The sequence below is a fragment of the Coleofasciculus sp. genome, from assembly GCF_046539235.1.
Taxonomy (GTDB): Bacteria; Cyanobacteriota; Cyanobacteriia; order Cyanobacteriales; family Coleofasciculaceae; genus Coleofasciculus.
Window position 1 is genome coordinate 32,791 of record NZ_JBKHHI010000006.1, and the last position, 17,566, is coordinate 50,356.

Annotated in this window: 14 protein-coding genes; 2 read left to right on the forward strand and 12 right to left on the reverse strand. The window is 46.1% G+C overall.

The window, feature by feature from the left end; all coding sequences use genetic code 11:
- Positions 1–3: 3 nt before the first annotated feature.
- The 10 genes from ACLFWI_RS01525 to atpD all read right to left on the reverse strand — a co-directional run bounded on the left by ACLFWI_RS01525 (position 4) and on the right by atpD (position 8,572).
- Entirely contained in the window at positions 4–1,566 is a 1,563-nt protein-coding gene (locus ACLFWI_RS01525) for an alternate F1F0 ATPase, F1 subunit alpha (RefSeq protein WP_446411432.1), read from the reverse strand.
- A 274-nt stretch (positions 1,567–1,840) separates the two neighbouring features.
- Positions 1,841–2,356, reverse strand: coding sequence for a hypothetical protein (locus tag ACLFWI_RS01530; protein WP_446411433.1), 516 nt, complete (start codon positions 2,354–2,356; stop codon positions 1,841–1,843).
- A gap of 167 nt (positions 2,357–2,523) precedes the next feature.
- Positions 2,524–3,384 (reverse strand): F0F1 ATP synthase subunit delta, encoded by an 861-nt coding sequence (locus ACLFWI_RS01535; protein WP_446411434.1) that lies wholly within the window; start codon positions 3,382–3,384, stop codon positions 2,524–2,526.
- A 4-nt stretch (positions 3,385–3,388) separates the two neighbouring features.
- A complete protein-coding gene (locus ACLFWI_RS01540) occupies positions 3,389–3,667 on the reverse strand; it encodes a F0F1 ATP synthase subunit C (protein ID WP_446411435.1) in 279 nt (92 codons plus the stop codon).
- Between the two features lie 2 nt (positions 3,668–3,669).
- Entirely contained in the window at positions 3,670–4,392 is a 723-nt protein-coding gene (locus tag ACLFWI_RS01545) for a F0F1 ATP synthase subunit A (protein ID WP_446411436.1), read from the reverse strand.
- Between the two features lie 91 nt (positions 4,393–4,483).
- Positions 4,484–4,771, reverse strand: a complete 288-nt coding sequence (locus ACLFWI_RS01550) for an N-ATPase subunit AtpR (RefSeq protein WP_446411437.1) — start codon at positions 4,769–4,771, stop codon at positions 4,484–4,486.
- 265 nt (positions 4,772–5,036) lie between these two features.
- Complete coding sequence (locus ACLFWI_RS01555) at positions 5,037–6,272, reverse strand: cation:proton antiporter (RefSeq protein ID WP_446411438.1); 1,236 nt, start codon at positions 6,270–6,272, stop codon at positions 5,037–5,039.
- Positions 6,265–6,576: an AtpZ/AtpI family protein gene (locus tag ACLFWI_RS01560; protein ID WP_446407453.1), complete on the reverse strand. Its 312-nt coding sequence runs from the start codon at positions 6,574–6,576 to the stop codon at positions 6,265–6,267. Before ACLFWI_RS01560 ends, ACLFWI_RS01555 begins: the two co-directional genes overlap by 8 nt.
- Positions 6,563–6,970 carry a F0F1 ATP synthase subunit epsilon gene (locus ACLFWI_RS01565; protein WP_446407454.1) on the reverse strand — a complete coding sequence of 136 codons (408 nt, stop codon included), beginning with the start codon at positions 6,968–6,970 and terminating at the stop codon, positions 6,563–6,565. The genes ACLFWI_RS01560 and ACLFWI_RS01565 overlap by 14 nt, the downstream gene beginning before the upstream one ends.
- Positions 6,971–7,078: 108 nt before the next feature.
- Entirely contained in the window at positions 7,079–8,572 is a 1,494-nt protein-coding gene (gene atpD, locus ACLFWI_RS01570) for a F0F1 ATP synthase subunit beta (RefSeq protein ID WP_446411442.1), read from the reverse strand.
- Between the two features lie 816 nt (positions 8,573–9,388).
- Between atpD and ACLFWI_RS01575 the strand changes: the two genes are divergently transcribed.
- Together ACLFWI_RS01575 and ACLFWI_RS01580 are read left to right on the forward strand one after the other, a co-directional pair.
- Positions 9,389–13,639: a S8 family serine peptidase gene (locus ACLFWI_RS01575; protein ID WP_446411439.1), complete on the forward strand. Its 4,251-nt coding sequence runs from the start codon at positions 9,389–9,391 to the stop codon at positions 13,637–13,639.
- A 405-nt stretch (positions 13,640–14,044) separates the two neighbouring features.
- Entirely contained in the window at positions 14,045–14,581 is a 537-nt protein-coding gene (locus ACLFWI_RS01580) for a peptidoglycan-binding domain-containing protein (protein WP_446407456.1), read from the forward strand.
- Positions 14,582–14,664: 83 nt separating this feature from the next.
- Here ACLFWI_RS01580 and hisS read toward each other — a convergent pair whose 3' ends face one another.
- Positions 14,665–16,053 carry a histidine--tRNA ligase gene (gene hisS, locus ACLFWI_RS01585; protein ID WP_446407457.1) on the reverse strand — a complete coding sequence of 463 codons (1,389 nt, stop codon included), beginning with the start codon at positions 16,051–16,053 and terminating at the stop codon, positions 14,665–14,667.
- 140 nt (positions 16,054–16,193) lie between these two features.
- Positions 16,194–17,159, reverse strand: coding sequence for an L-histidine N(alpha)-methyltransferase (gene egtD, locus ACLFWI_RS01590; RefSeq protein WP_446411440.1), 966 nt, complete (start codon positions 17,157–17,159; stop codon positions 16,194–16,196).
- Between the last annotated feature and the right edge of the window lie 407 nt (positions 17,160–17,566).

Here is a 17,566-nt window from a genome sequence, read left to right on the forward strand (position 1 = left end):
AAATTAGTCTTCTTCCGACTCTTGCTCAGTTCGTTCTTCTTCTTGCTCTTGTTCTGGTTTATACGCCTGTATCGCCTCCTTAGCTACCCGTAAAATTGCCTCTAAATCCTCATCCCTTAACTTGTCACCCGATACAATGCGATCGCACACCTCAGATAATTCCGCTGTCACCGCTTCTCTGACGGCTGTTTCGGCGTCTCGAACCTGATCCAAGGGCAGTTCATCAAAAACCCCCTGATTCACCGCGACAAGGGCAGCAATTTGCTCAGGAACCGATAACGGTTGGGATTCCTTTTGCTTGAGGATCTGCCGCACCCGACGCCCTCGTTCTAGGGTATGACGAGTGTCTTGATCAAGCTGGGTGCTAAACCGAGCAAATACTTCCACTTCTTGGAATTGAGAATAAGACAGGCGTAAATCTCCCGCCACTTCTTGATACGCCGATAACTGAGTTTTTCCGCCAACCCGCGACACCGATTTACCCACCTCCACTGCGGGTAAGACGGTTTGCTGGAATAAATCCGGAGACAGGTAAATCTGACCGTCGGTAATTGAGATTAAATTAGTTGGAATATAAGCTGAAATATTCTGGGCTTGGGTTTCGACTATGGGTAATGCCGTTAGGGAACCGCCTCCCAATTCCTCGCTGAGGTGGGTTGACCGTTCCAACATCCGGGAATGAATATAAAAAATATCGCCGGGATAGGCTTCTCGACCTGGGGGACGCCGCAGCAGTAGGGAAAGTTCACGATATGCCCAAGCATGACGGGTCATATCATCAATTACCACTAACGCATCCTGTCCGCGATCGCGAAAATATTCGCCAATGGACATCGCCGAGTATGGGGTAATGTAGCGCAACCCTGGAGCATCTTCCCCGGTGGCGACGACAACCAGGGAATAATCCATCGCCTCTCGTTCGCGCAACTGGGCAATCACTTTAGCCACGGCGGAGGTACGTTGACCCACAGCGCAGTAGATGCAGATGACATCTTTCCCTTTTTGATTAATAATCGTATCCACTGCGATCGCGGTTTTCCCGGTTTGGCGATCGCCAACAATCAATTCCCGTTGACCGCGACCAATGGGAATCAAAGCATCCACGACTTTCAGCCCCGTCTGTAATGGCACTTTTACCGGGGCGCGGTCTAAAATAGCCGGGGCTTCCTGTTCGATGGGCAGACGTTCAGTGGTTTGAATCGCCCCCTGATTATCCAACGGACGACCGGTGACGTCCATCACCCGCCCCAGCAGCGCCTCTCCCACTGGTACATCCAAAATCCGTCCCGTGCGCTGTACGCGATCGCCGGCTTCAATATGTTCGCTTTCCCCTAGTAAAATAACCCCTACTTCATCCGGGTCTAAGTTAAACGCAATCCCTAACAACCCACCCGGAAAGCGAATCAATTCATCAGCTTTTACCGTGGGTAAACCGCTAACTGTTGCAATGCCACGGGAGACAGATTTGACCAAACCCACCTCCCGCAGTTGGAGTTCAGGTTGATAGGTTTCTAATCCCTGGTCTAACTGGGTAAAGGTTTCATCTAGAACCGTTTGTAGTGACATTGACTTTCCGTTCATGAACAAGGCAGATGGCAGATGGTAGATGGCAGATGGTAGATAGCAGGAGGAAAGAGGCAAACAAGAATTACCGCCGCCGCCGTAGTGCGAGCGTCTCGCTCGCTATAGAGTCTCGCTCGCTACAGCGTTTTCAGACTCGATGTGATACACCCTTTCCAAGAGCAGAACAGAGCTGTCCTAGAGTTGCTGTACTACACGGTGTTAGAAAGTGCTGTATAGAGTCTCGCTCGCCATGGAGTAGGGTTTTTTACCCAAAATTCTAGGGGATATCCAATACCTCGACAGCATCAGCAACGATAACAGGCTCTCCGACATACTCAGCTTCTATCGTCTGCCGAATATCCCCCTCCCAGGTGATATCATATTCCCGCTCAAAATCAGCGACTACGAGTTCGCGAACTACCCCAGTAACTTGGACATTCTGCTCTGCCAGAATTGGCTCAGTTGTTGCGGCGGTATTGATCACTAACACTTGATCAGCAAAGATGTCACCCATTTCTTCTATGACAAAGGTATTGATCCCATAATCTGCTTCCACTTCACCCGTAACGGTTACCGTCTCACCGATGAATTCTTCCGTATCTTCAGCAACGTCTTCAACGTCTGTATCATCGGTTTCTGTCAATGTTGTGTCAGGTTCCGTTTGAGGAACCGTTGCTTCCGGTTCGGGGGTACAAGCGCCTAGGAGTAGGGACAAGGTGATTAAGGTAAACGCGCCTCCTTTCTTCACTCCTACCCAGCTATTGCATTCTTTTTTAGCCATAGAATTCAGCATTCAATAATATCTCCTTGTGCGGTTTTGGGCAAATTGCCAATTTGTAAAATATAGTCCTGCGACTAGAAAATAGTTCAGCTAATTCACCTCAATTTTCTAGTCCTCGGCACTTAGCTTAAAAAATGAGGCGTCAAAATTTATCTGCCTCAAGGATGATTTATCTCATTTCATCTTTTATACTCCTTCAGACCTAAAAGCTCCCTTTTATCTTGTTCGTCTTGTTTTCCGTTTGGCTTTCCTTGTTCGTCTTCTGCTTTTCCTTCTGCTTCAGCCTTATTCGGGAATTCCTTAGATAACTGTTCCTCTAGGCTTTCTAGATAGTCAGCTAAACTCCAAGCAATCTGATAATTTTTGCTCCGCATTTCTACGCCACAGATTAAATCGGATGAGGTGGAGAATTCCACATCCTTGCCATTGATCATATCTTCCTGGCGGAGAATATCCCGTAACTTTTGCTGTGTCTCTTCCGACATATCAAAGGCGCTGTTGATGACAACATCCTGCTCAGATTCCTGTACAGATTGCTTGAAAGTTTCTCGTTCCTCCTCATCCAGGTGTTTTAGGCGTTCCATGAAAACCGATATCGCCCGTTCTTCCAAATCAGCATTTGCCAAATCCTGTAAGGCGCGACGGCTAATTTTATGGGTTTGTTCTTTTACCCGTTGTCGCAGATTCTCCAGGAAAGACTCTTGCTGTCGTTGAATAGATTCCTGCCATTTTGACTGCTTTTTGTCAACCTCTTGACGTGCCTGTTTGATTAAATTTTCCTGTTCAGCTTTTGCCTTTTCTTTGGCTTCATTCAGCAACTCTTCGCGCCGTTTTTCTAAGTCTTGTTGCTTTTGGCGATAGGATTCTGCCTCGGCTTGGGCTTCCTCTTGCTGCTGTTGAGCTTCTTTCCACTGACGCTCAATCCGCTTGCGGCGCTCCCCCATGGTTTTGGTTATGGGCTTATACAAAAAGCGCCACAGTAGAAAAATGAGGATGATGAAGTTAATAATTTGAGCAACAAATGTAAACCAATCAATCACTAGCTTATCCTCCTCCCTGATTTAAAAAGTGATTCCAAAACGGATTAGCAAAAATGAGAATAATCGACACAATGAAGGCATAAATCGCCGTCGATTCAATAAATGCCATACCCACAAATAAGGTGCGGGTAATCGTATTTGCCTTATCCGGTTGTTGCGCGATCGCACGTAGGGCATTTGCCAATCCCAATCCTTCCCCAATCGCGGGTCCAATTGCACCGAGTCCAATGGAAAGTGCTGAACCAAGAATCGAGGCGATGCCAATAAGACCAAGATTATCCATATCTAAGTTGCTCCTTCTTCTGATTGCTGTTGCTGTTGTCGTTTTTGTTGACTCTTACGCTGGGCGCGAATCCCTGACGCGATATAGACGAGGGTTAAAATGGCAAAAACATACGCCTGAATGACCCCAATTCCGATTCCATAAGCTCTGACGGGAATAGGAACAAATAGCGGGATAAGTGATAAAACAATTGCCACCAATAAACTCGTACTCATCACATTCCCAAACAAGCGAATAGCTAAGGATAGCGTCCGGGTAATTTCGCTGAGAATGTTGAAGGGTAAAACAACGGGCGTCGGCTCAATAAAATGTTTCAGGTAACTGCCAAACCCAGAATGCTTAATCCCATAATACGGTACAGCAAAAAACACACACAAGGCAAAAGCGCCTGTAGTGAATAGAGACGCGGCGGGGGATTCGTAACCGGGTATGACGGTAAGAATATTGGCAAGGGCAAAGAACAGAAAAATTGTCCCCACAAACGGCAGAAATTCACTGGGTTCTCGATTAGTGGCTTGGCGAATCTCACCATTAATCATCTCAACAATAATTTCTAAGCGATTTTGCCAGTTCGACATCTGTTCGGGTTCAACTTTCAAATTGCGCGTCACTAGCCAAGATCCCACGACCAAAATTGCCATTACGAGCCAGGTATAAACCAGGGTGGCGTTCAGTTTAAACCACTGCCACTGCCAAAAAATAATAGTATCTGGGGTAACATTCATTATTCTCCTTCTCTCAATTTCAAATTAACGTCCAACGAATGACAAATGACAAACGACAAATGACGATCTCCACTGTTAACGTTTATTCTCCCTACTGACTTAAATGCCAAGGTTTTGGTTCAAAACGACGCACCAACAATGTGCGGGCAACAATCAAACCCAATACGCCAATCAGCGCTCGTTCCCAATGTCCATTGATGATGATATAAAAGCCGAGTAAGGCAAGCACCATACGACCTAAATAACTACCCACAAATAAGCGGATGGGATAAGGGGTGGTTGGCAGTTGGCGCACGGTAAGCCACAGACTACCAAAGTAGAAAATTCCTAGGGCAAAGCCGGCGGGAAAGGCGAGGATTAAATGCAATATATTGTTCATGGTGATGCTCCGATAAAAACGTTTTGATGACTGTAGGGGCGGGTTTTAATATTATCCATTTTTGTCTGGGTTCATGTGACTAAACCCGCCCTGATCTAAGTTTTTCCTGTTCCAGATGTGCCATAGCGCATCTAATCTAAGAGAGATTTTCCGAACAATTAAGGAAGTAAAGAAAGCCAACGAATTAACAACGGTGCTATTGCCAGTAGGCTGACTTGCACTAAAGCGATCGCAATCCAGATAATAAGCTGCGGTGAAATAGGCATCAGTTACTTACTCCTGTTTGAGTTTCCGGCAATTTGTTCAACAATGAACGGAGAACAATCGGTGCTAGAATGCTAGTCACCGCTGATACAACAACCATGGCGGCGAAAACCTGATTGGATACCGCCCACTCCCCCAGTGAGAGTCCCCGTTGCATGACAATCATGGTAATTTCGGCGCGAGGCACCATACTGACGCCAATTAACGCAGCAGCTATCCCACCTGTGGTTAACCAAGTCGGACCCCCCACACCAATAAGTTTGCCAAGTACGGCGGCGACAAGGAGAATTCCTCCCATCCCCAAAGCCGCCGTTAGCGCACTGGGGTTAATTTTCAAGCCAATCCCAATGAAAAAGAACGGGGTAAACAGTTCGTATAAGGATTCAAACGACGCATCAAACTTGACTGCATTGGGATCACGGCTAAACACCAATCCGGCAAAGAAGGCGCCAATAGCAACCGAAAACCCCAACAACCCCGCGATCGCGGCAATCATAAAGCCAATCCCCACCACCTCCAACATCGGTTCCGGTGGCGCTTCAATTTGGCGAAAGAACTTAGTCAGCTTTGCCTCAAAAAAGCGCGAGAAAACATAGCAAAATGTCGCAAAAACCACAGCTTTCAGGAAAAATATGCCAGAGGTTTGGGCAATGACGGGCAGTAATTCTCCCGTTCCACTGTCTTGAATTGCTGGTGCAATAGCAAACAATAACGCCATTAAAATTACCCCAGAGATATCATCCAGTTCCGCCACATCCAACAGTAATTCCCCATATTTAGAATCTGTGGCATTTTCTTCTTGCCACACCCCAATCGATACACCGACACTGGTTGCTGTAAACGCGATCGCAATAAATAAACTGGGGATAAACGCCAGTCCCAGTAACCAATAGGAGGTGACAAAACCTAACCCGCCATTGACGACAATATCGCCAATCCAAATTTTCGTAGCTCTAGCTAACTGGTGTATCAATCCCGCTAAATCACTTTCTAACCCCACCCGAAACAACAACGAAATCACGCCAACTTCAGCTAAAAAGTCAAAAATTTCCTGCCCCGATTCTCCCAGAAATTGCCACTGAGAATCCGCCAGCCGCAGCAGAAAGCCCAGCACCAAATACCCCACTAAACTGGGTAAGCCCAAGCGCGTCATTCCTTCCTTAACCAGGATGGAAATCGTGATAATTGCGCCCACCAATAAAATTAATAGTGGGAGTGTCTGTGCTGATTCATTCATCGGCAGACTCCTGCTGCACCCAGTACCAAGCATTGATACAACCGAGAACTAAACCCACCAGCATTAAGGTGAGTGTCCAAGAAAAGGGAGTGGGCAAAACTTGATCTAGCCACAGTCCAATTGCCACCCCAATTAACGTGGGAATGCTAACTGACCAACCCACAAAGCCCATCAATGTCAAGCCATATAAAACACTTAAATTTTCTTCCTTGCGGGCTTTAAGTTTACGGATGGATTTGTCTTTTATTTTCCCCAGAAACGTCTTATTGTGTTGTCGTCGTCTCGAGTGATTAGGACGTTTCACCACTTGACCCTCCTATCTCATATACACCACGAGCAAAACTCGCTTCTAATTTCGCGATCGCACTAGCTGCTATTTTTTCCCGTTCATCCAAGCGCCAAAACTCCTCTTCTACGGTTTGCTGTAACGATTCTAGGTCATTCGACCGAATCGCTCGTCCAGTTGAAACCAAAACCTCTGCCCCACATTTAACTAAAATTCCTTCATCCACAGCGATAAAAACCTCCGGCGTGGATTCCGATTCAGATTCAAAGAATAAAATGCCAGGAACAATCGCCGTTACGAAGTCAATATGATTCGGTAATAAGGTAAAGGAACCATTTTCCGCTTCGGCGGATACTTTGGTCACGTCTTGATCTAAAAGCACTTCTGTAGGAAGCAAGATTTTAAGGTTCATTGGTTATTAGTCATTGGTCATTTGTCATTGGTCATTTGTCATTTGTCATTGGTCATTTGTCATTGGTCATTCGTCATTTGTCATTTGTCATTTGTCATTCGTCATTCGTCATTTGTTTTCTCCCTCATTTCCCTCATCTCCCTCATCTTCCTTATCTTCCTTATCTCCCCCGCTCCCAGACGCGCCATGGCGCGTCTCTACAAGTGCTTCGTCGATAGAACCGAGCATATAGAGCGATCGCTCCGAATAATCGCTAAACTCATCATTGAGAATGCGCTCACATCCATCCAGGGCTTCGTCTAAACTCACCAGTTTGCCCTTTTTCCCAGTAAATTGTTCAGTTGTAAAGAAAGGTTGAGTTAGGAAGCGCTCAAGTCGTCGCGCCCGGTTGACCGTTTGGCGATCGCGTTGGGATAATTCTTCCATCCCTAACATGGCGATAATGTCTTTAAGTTCTTCGTAACCCGCCAAGGTACTCTTAATTTCTTGAGCAATTTGGTAATGACGTTCGCCCACAATCGTTGGACTTAACATCTTAGAACCCGATTGCAGCAAATCAACCGCCGGATACAATCCCTGACTCGCCCGTTTACGAGACAGAACCAACGAAGCGGATAAATGACCAAACGTATTAACAGCAGCCGGATCAGTAAAATCATCGGCTGGGACATAAACCGCCTGTACCGAAGTAATCGCCCCCGTTGCGGTATTCGTAATCCGTTCCTCAAATTCCGATAACTCTGTTCCCAGCGTCGGTTGATACCCTACACGAGAGGGTAATCGCCCCAATAACCCCGACACCTCCTGTCCCGCTTGAATAAACCGAAACGTATTATCAATCAACAGCAACACATCTTGCTGCACATCATCCCGAAAATACTCTGCCATAGTCAGAGCCGCATGACCAACCCGGAATCTAGCACCTGGCGGTTCATTCATTTGCCCGAATACCATCACGGTACTCTCTAGAACCCCCGCCTCTTGCATATCGCGATACAGTTCTTCCGCTTCCCGATTGCGTTCGCCAATCCCACAGAAGAAACTCACCCCTTCATGTTCAGTCACCATGTTGTGGATCATTTCCGTCAGCAGAACCGTTTTACCCACACCCGCACCACCAAACAATCCCGCTTTTCCGCCACGTTCTAGGGGAACTAGCACATCAATCGCTTTGATCCCCGTCTCCAAAATTTCCGAAGTCGTCGATTGTTCCGCCAGAGAAATCGCAGGTTGATGAATGGAACGCCACTCTCCCCCCGTGATCTTCTCTTTTTTATCGATAGTGTCGCCCAATACATTAAAAACGCGACCAAGTAGTTGTTTTCCCACAGGAACTTGCAAGGGAGTACCTGTATCCTTGACAACCGAACCTCGCGCTAACCCTGAAATTGGAGTTAAAGCAATACCCCGAATCGTCTTATCGTTAAGATGGTTAACCACCTCAATCACAATCTGGTCATCCTCACCCGCCCGAAGCTGGCTATACATTTCCGGAAGCTGATGCGGAAACTGAACGTCGATGACGCTGCTGCGAATGGAAACGACGCTTCCCTGGTTGGTTTGATGTTGATTGGCTCGATGCAAGTTTTCGGTTCTGTTCATCTCTATCAATCCCTGAGAACTATCCACAGCCACTCTCATCTGAGAACGTAAGCGGTAGGTAAGCATGAGCGGGGTAGTTGACCTCTCCAGAGGACTAATCGCCTATGTGGTTGAGTATCCTTATTATTAATAAGTCAGTATTTGTGCCTAGAACATCCTCCTTTTGAAGGAGAGATGCTGTTGGCAAGGTATATCAACGAGAATAGGAGAGGAGTGGACATGATCTAACAACCTGTAGGGGCGACCCGCTTACATCAATTCACAACACCCGTCCATTCAATTCGGTTGGATCGCCCTCTATTCAAGCTAAAAGTTCTATGGGATAAGCTGTTCAGTCATTCCAGGAGTTTACCTTTCATGACATCTGCCTAAATAAGGCAGTTTTGACTAGGATTTCAACATCTACTGGGACAGTTGATTCCTGGGATATTCATAAGTTTTGTTAATTAGTTTGATTGACGGAAAAGAACCATCTATACTCCTCTTATAGATATCGATGGTCTAACCTTACGGCTGTCTCAGTAAGGTTAAATTCAGGTTAATTTTTGAGGACTTACGTCCGCCAGCGGAAACCTCCGAGATACAGTGTTTCGTTGAATCAGTTTTGACTTACATTAATTGAGCGTGAAGGAGTGAATCCTGTGTCTGATCGTTCAGTTTTTGTTAATTTTTATCAAAAAAATCGTTCATTTGCGTAAAATTCGCTGCCAGATCCAGACTAATTCAGTTAAGGATCACGAGTTGCCGCGAGTTAGCTGTGGTGCAATAACCACTGAATCTGATTGTCCAAGTAATTTCGTTTAAGGAATGAGAACGATGTCAGTAAACGAGTTGTTCGATGAATCCGAAAACAGCCAAATTGAACTCAATGATTCAGTAGAATTAGAAGGAGAAAATACTGATGAAGTAGCTGCTTTGCCCAAGCGAGAGATGGAGTCACCTGAATTCCAAGCCTTAGTGCAAGAACTCTCTAGCACCATGGGAGTAGAAGGAACAGACTACACCTCCGGTGAGGTGATTGTTAAACTTAACCCATCCATTGCCTCAACGAATCAAATTAACGCTCTACAAACCAGCCTTGACGCTAATGTCAAACAGTCCACTCAGAACTTAGGCATTCAGCTTTGGGAAATTCAAGGGATGAGCGTTGCTGAAGCCATCGCCCTTTATGGGAACAATCCTACAGTTGAATATATCGAACCTAACTATATCGTTTCCACCACTACAACTGTTCCCAATGACCCCCAATTCAATCAACTTTGGGGGTTAAATAATACCGGACAGACAGGTGGTACTTCTGACGCGGACATTGATGCTCCCGAAGCCTGGGATATTGAAACCGGAAACAATATAGTCGTTGGGGTAATTGATACCGGGGTGGACTATAACCATCCCGATCTCAATGACAATATGTGGACAAATCCGGGAGAAATTGCCGGAAATGGGATTGATGATGATAATAACGGCTACGTCGATGATGTCTACGGTTGGGACTTTGTTAATAATGATAACGACCCGTTTGACGATAACAGTCATGGCACCCATGTAGCTGGGACAATCGCCGCTGAAGGAAACAACGGAATCGGTGTGACGGGTGTCAGTTGGTCGGCTGATATTATGGCGCTCAAGTTCCTCGGCGCCTCAGGTTCCGGTAGTATCTTTAATGCGATTCAGGCAGTGGAATATGCCACGATGATGGGAGCTAACCTGACCAACAACAGTTGGGGGGGTGGCGGCTTTTCCCAAGGGTTGTATGATGCGATCGCGGCGGCTGGTAATGCAGACCAGTTATTTATTGCTGCGGCTGGGAATACTGGTGGAAATACTGACATTTCCCCCCATTACCCTGCCAGTTATAGCCTAGATAACATTATTTCCGTAGCTAACACAAATCATAACGATCAGTTATCTGGGACTTCCAGTTATGGACTTAATTCCGTAGACCTAGGCGCACCAGGCTCCTCCGTATACAGCACGATTCCTGGGGGTGGATACGGTTTTAAGAGTGGGACATCCATGGCAAGTCCCCACGTAGCAGGTGTTGCTAGTTTGATTTGGTCTGACGATCCCACATTAACAGCCCAACAGGTCAAGGATCGTATCCTAGCAACCGTTGACCCAATTCCAGCATTACAAGGAATGACTGTTACAGGTGGGCGGCTCAATGCCTACAGCGCCCTGACTGGCTCTACCCCTCCCCCAGTACTTCCCGTACTCTTTGATGACTTTGACCCAGACATTGACAATAGCCAATGGTCAAACATCACTAACGGTACAGCCAATAGCAACTTTGTTGGCAGTGATGGGAACTCCCTCTGGTTCAACGGAGGTTCTCCTGGTGGTAACTCTCGTTTTGCCATCACCAACCTGGTAGATGTCGCTAATGGCGGCACGATTACCTTTGATTTGATCTTCGGCAATAGCTCCAACGGTGGCGAAAATGCTGATCCAGGGGAAGATGTGGTGCTGGAATATTCTATTAATAATGGCAGCACTTGGAACCAATTTGGTCTTTACGACACCGAAGCCTTCACCACTTGGACAACCCTAACTGAGACGATTCCCACTGCAGCTCAGACGAGTAGCACCAACTTCCGTTGGCGGCAAATTGCTCACAGTGGCAATAATTTCGATAACTGGGCAATAGACAATATAACAGTTGGACCCCCGATCCTCAACAGTGTTGTTGATGACTTTGATCCAGATATTGACAATAGTCAATGGTCAACGATTACCAACGGCACAGCCAATAGCAACTTTGTCGGTAGTGATGGGAACTCGCTGTGGTTTAACGGCGGTTCTTCTGGCGGGAACTCTCGCTTTGCTACCACCAACTTTGTGGATGTCTCCAGTGGCGGTACAGTCTTCTTTGACCTAATCTTTGGCAATGGCTCCAATGGTGGCGAGAATGCTGATCCAGGGGAAGATGTAGTACTGGAATATTCCATCAATGGTGGTAGCAGTTGGACTCAACTTGGTCTCTATGACACCGAAGACTTCACCAGTTGGACAACCCTCAGCGAAACAGTTCCCACCGCAGCCCAAACCAGTAGCACCAGTTTCCGGTGGCGACAAATCAACCACAGTGGCAATAACTTCGATAACTGGGCTATAGATAATGTGTTTGTCGGAGTACCTCAGCCAGGAGAAATTAGCGGTAGTAAGTGGAATGATTTTAACGGAAATGGGCAGCGAGATGCTGGTGAACCGGGTATCGCAGGTTGGACAGTCTATCTGGATGATAACGAGAACGGTCAACTCGATTCGGGTGAAACATCCACAAAAACTGATGTTAACGGCAATTATACGTTTACTAACCTGACTCCCGGTGTCTACAACGTTGCCGAGGTGCTGCGACCAGGTTGGCGAGCCACGTCTCCAACTGCGGTTAACTACCAATGGTCTGACAGCGACCAACCCGGTGGTCCGACTTTTGACTGGATGGATATCTCAAGATTGGGTACAAGGCTCAGTTTAAGTGATGACTCTTTCGCCCAAGTTAACTTACCCTTCAACTTCTCTTTCTTCGGAGAAGATAAAAATACGGTCAAGATTTCCTCAAATGGATACCTCAGTTTTGGCTCTGAAGCCCGTGATTTTAGTAATGATCCGATTCTCAATCCCAATCAACCCAATGATTTCATTGCGCCCTTCTGGGATGATTTGAATCCCGGTCGGGGAGGTGCGGTTTATTACTACCACGATCAAGTTGAGGATCAATTCATTGTTCAGTATCAGGATGTTCCTCGTTACTTTGATCAAGGTTCCCTGACATTTCAGGCGATCCTAGACTCAGATGGCAGCATTCTCTATCAATACGATGAAATGAATGCCATCTTAACCAGTGCCACGATTGGCATCGAAAATGCTGATGCTTCTGAAGGGGTACAAGTGGCGTACAACCAGAGCTATGTCCACGACGACTTAGCCGTCAGTATTGTACCTACGCCCGGTACTCCCCAACCTCAAAGGGTGGTGCTGCGTCCTGGTGATACAGTCACGAACATCGACTTTGGTAACCAAAAGATTGCTCCCACTCCGATTTTTGGCACCAGTGGCGATGATATTCTCACTATTACGGACAGTCCAGTCATCGTTTTTGCCCTGGCTGGGAATGATGAGGTGGATGGTTCAGGAAGTGCTGGTGGTAATCAGTTCTACGGCGGTAAAGGGAATGACACCCTCATTGGTAATAGCTACGACCAACTCTTTGGTGAAGCTGGCAATGATCGTCTGGATGTATCCAATGGTGCGGGAAACAACCTACTTGATGGTGGTAAAGGCAACGATGTTCTATTAGCTAACCTCAACGACCAGTTGTTTGGCGGCAATGGTCATGATACTCTGGATTCCTCCAGTGGTGGCGGAAATAACCTGCTTGATGGAGGTAAAGGTGACGATGTTCTGTTCGCTGGTTCTAATGATCACCTATTAGGCGGCAAAGGTGAAGATATCCTCAATGCCTTAAATGGTGGCGGAAATAACCTGCTTGATGGCGGTAAAGGTGACGACAACCTCTTGGCTGGCTCCAATGACCAACTTCTGGGCGGTGACGGCGATGATATCCTTAACGCTTCTGTTGGTACAGGAAATAATATCCTAGATGGTGGCAAAGGTGATGACAATCTCTTAGCTGGCTTCAATGATCAATTGTTTGGTGGCGATGGCGATGATATTCTTAATGCCTCGTTTGGTTCAGGCAATAACAGTCTGGATGGCGGCAAAGGTGATGATATCCTGATTGCTAGTTTCAATGATCAACTCTCAGGCGGCGACGGCGATGATCTATTGTTCGGTGGTTATGGTGGTAGCACCATGACGGGTGGCAATGGTGCAGAACAGTTCTGGATTGTTAATGGCTTTGTTCCCAGTGCGACTCACACGATTACCGACTTTGAGCTAGAGATTGACCGGATTGGCATTCGTGGTTTGGGTATCACGTTCCAACAGCTCGACCTGATTCAAGATGGTAATGATACTCGCATTAGTGTCTTCAATACAGACTTAGCTATTTTGAGTGGGATTCAAGCGAGTACCCTCAGCAGTAGTGATTTTATCCTCGCCTAGAGCCAACTTAACCGTTCATTGGGCGGTTGAGATAAAATCCGTTAAATTTAATTAAGCGATCGCGTACTTGAACCTTCCCACTCAAGCGCGATCGCTTTTGTATGATTTCCCTTCCGTTAAACTTACTGTAGGATTAAGTTGAGATAGAATACATCCTTTCACCCAATTGCCCAATCGGATGATGACAAGGCTGATTGGGTTAGCTAGGATAAGTTCTCCGTCATCAACAGTATCTTAAAATTAATGTCACGCTGATTAAGCCCTGAACTCAAATACTCCTCTCAAAGCTCTTATCCCGTTCAAACGGGTTCAAAGACTTACCCAGTAAGCTTTAGCTTACTTTAGCTTTAGGTTCCAGAAATTTATTTCCTGGCGTCCATTACTTAAACTTATGAGGACTTTACTATGCAAGCGCTTTTTAATCCGGAAACGACATCAAAGGTTAGACTCACCGCTAAATCATCGGTGCAAAAACCTATACTGCAACTGGGTTCGGTGGGAGCCGAGGTTTTAGAACTGCAAAAGCTTTTGGCTCATTGCGGCACCTATACTGGTCTGATGGGAGGGTATTTTGATCGCTGTGTCCATGATGCTGTGATGGAATTTCAGCAAAGTATGTTCCTCAAAGCCAATGGTATTGTCGATTCCCTGACGTGGCAAGCTCTTTATCAGGGTGCCCCAGTTAATATGCCTGTACTAAATCGAGGTAGCCGACATGATATGGTGATTCCCTTGCAGTGGGTGCTGCATCTGACTCAGGATTATTCAGCGCCAATTGATGGTGATTTTGGCGAACAAACAGAACGCGCTGTGCGCTCCTTTCAAAAACGTTATGGCTTAGTGGTAGATGGAGTGGTCGATGAGCAAACCTGGTATGCTCTTAGTCAGGTTCATTTCCGTTTACACCATAACTCTTACCACGATGCTTTAGTCGCCGTATAGTTCATTGTTCTTGTCTGTAATTGATGCTACAAAATAGCCCTTAGGCTGGAGACGTAGCATGCTACGTCTCTACAGAAATGCCCTTAGGCTAATTGGTTGCTCACCTGATCAGCTAGCTGCTCTATATTAACGGCAATTTGCTCCCCGGTTTTCAGGTTTTTCAAACCGCATGTTTGAGATGCTGCTTCTTCCGAGCCAATAATGACACAAAGAGGAATTCCCCGTTTATCAGCTTGCTGTAACTGTTTGCCCACAGAACGCTCATCAAAACTGGTTATTGTACTAATTCCCGCCTGACGCAGTTTCTGAGATACTTCTAAATACAGGGGCATCAGGTCACTTTGCATATTCACCACCATCACTTGGGCGGGTGTAGACGAGAAAGACTCCAGAATCCCGGCTTGAATCAAACGACTCATCAATCGAGTTAAGCCGATGGAAATGCCCACTCCTGGCATTTTATCCCCGACAAACATGCCCACAAGTTCCTCATAGCGTCCCCCGGAACAAATACTACCCAAGGCTTGGTGACCAACAAGTGTTGTTTCATACACCGTTCCCGTATAATAATCTAAGCCACGAGCAATGGAGAGGTCAATACAAAATACGCGATCGCTCACCCCCAAATTCCGCACTCCGGTAATCACCGTTTCTAGTTCAGCAATGCCAGTTTTCAATACCTGAGCGTCTGGTTTATCCTCAAGCATGGCGTTTAATTGTGCCAACACATCATCTACCGAACCCTGAATCTTGGTAAAGGTAAGAATTTGCTCGACTTGTTCATCGGATAACCCTTCAGCCAAGAGTGCTTTTTTCACCTTTGTTTCGCCAATTTTCTCGGCGGCATCTACAATCCGGATAGAAGGCATAATTTTGCTCTCGCCTAAACCAATCGACTCAAAGAACCCACTGAGAACTTTGCGATTGTTTATACGGATCAAAAAGTCTCCAATATTAATCGCCGTAAAAATTTCGGCAATAATTGCAGGAATTTGAGCATCATAGAGCAAACTCAGCTTATTACGACCCACTACATCAATATCACATTGACGAAATTGGCGATAGCGTCCCGCTTTTGCCCGTTCTCCCCGAAATACATTATCCATCTGATACCGGGCAAAGGGGAACTGAAGTTCATTCAGGTGACGGGCAATATAAGCCGCTAAAGGAACCGTCTGATCAAATTTTAAGGCTCTCTCTTCTGAACCACTTTCTCCCGCCTGTTCTTTTTCTGCTTGGCGATTGGGGGGTAAAATGGGTTGCAACCCGTAAATAATATTATCCCCTTGATTTCCTTTAGCTTGCAGGACTTCTAATCGCTCAACTGCTGGAGTTTCGATAGGTGTGAATCCATATCGCTCAAAAACTTGGCGGATTGTATCTATCAAATACATCTCCAGACGCTTTTCGCCTGGGAGAAATTCGGGAAAACCACTCGGACAATAAAAGTTTATTTTGTCAGCTTTTGCCATTTTTCAGGGAACGGGGAACAGGGAACAGGGAACAGGGAACAGGGAACAGGTATGTAGGGGCGGGTTTTACCGCTCACATTTTGCCATAAACCGATAATTTGACTAAACCCGCCCTTCTAGGGAACCGGGAATTAAAATTTCTAATGGCTAATCGTTAGGTAGTGGAGACTGAAGAGATGATCAGCATCTGTCCATACCTGTTGAGTATCGAATCCAGCATAATTTGCCATATCCTGGAACTCTTCAATGCTGTATTTATATGAATTTTCGGTGTGAATTGTTTCATCTTGACGAAAGTGAAACGGTGTGTTATGGATAACCACAGTTTGTTCCTTGAGACTGACTAAGTGCATCTCAATGCGGCTTTCATCTTGATTATAAAAAGCCCAGTGGCGAAAGTGGGATAAATTAAAATTAGCATCTAGCTCCTGATTAATCCGCTCTAACAGGTTGAGATTAAATTCAGCCGTAACTCCCTGGGCATCATTATAGGCAGCATTTAAAATAGCTGGGTCTTTTTTGAGATCAACACCAATTAACATGCCATCACCTTTATCCAAAAGACGACGCGACTGTTTCAGCAGATGGATGGCTTCCTGGGGATGGAGATTGCCAATCGTGGAACCCGGAAAGAAAATTAGCTTGTGATTAACGGGTTTTTTGCTGTAGGGCGGCAGTTGAAAATCTTGGGTATAATCTGCACAAACGGCGATCACATCCAAGTCAGGATAGGATTGTGCTAGTTCTGCTGACGCTTGCAGCATGTGTTCTTGGGAAATATCGATGGGCATATAGCCGGCTAGGTGCGGCAAGGCATCCAACAGCAGGCGGACTTTGGCACTACTGCCACTACCATACTCGATCAGCAAGCAATCTTGACCCACGAGTTGGGCAATGTCCCGGCAATAGGTTTTTAACAGATGAATCTCTGTCCGGGTGGGATAGTATTCCTCCACCTCACAGATCTGATCAAACAGTTCTGACCCACGTTTATCATAAAAGAACTTGGGCGCGATCGCTTTTTGGGGTTGAGTCAAACCCTTGAATATCTCCTCACGTAAGCTGCTTAGGTGCGGCTTATAATCGTAAAACTCTAGATTACTCATCCACCTATCGTTCAATCTGCTAACCACCTACAGGGTGGATTCCTCTCCTATCATCTACCGCCAACGATCCTTTTTGCAAGTTATCTCATGTCCGGTTGAATACTTACACTTTGGTGGAAACAAGGCAGAATGCAGATAGCTGAGGGCTTCAAGGAAAAAAGCAAGTATGCCAGGGAAAAGGAATTTATGACTGTTTAGACGGACAGGATGTCAGAGGCTGCTGCACGTTTATATCCTCATCCCTCATCCATCTGGTCAAAAAATTCTCGCACTTGGATAGGGTGGGTTGAGGGACATCAGGGTGAAACCTGCCGGAACAACTGACCAACCTAAAAACGGTTTCATTTTTTATCCTTTGTCCCTGATTCCCTTACTTTTTCTTGCCGCCAAACAATCCTCCAAATAAA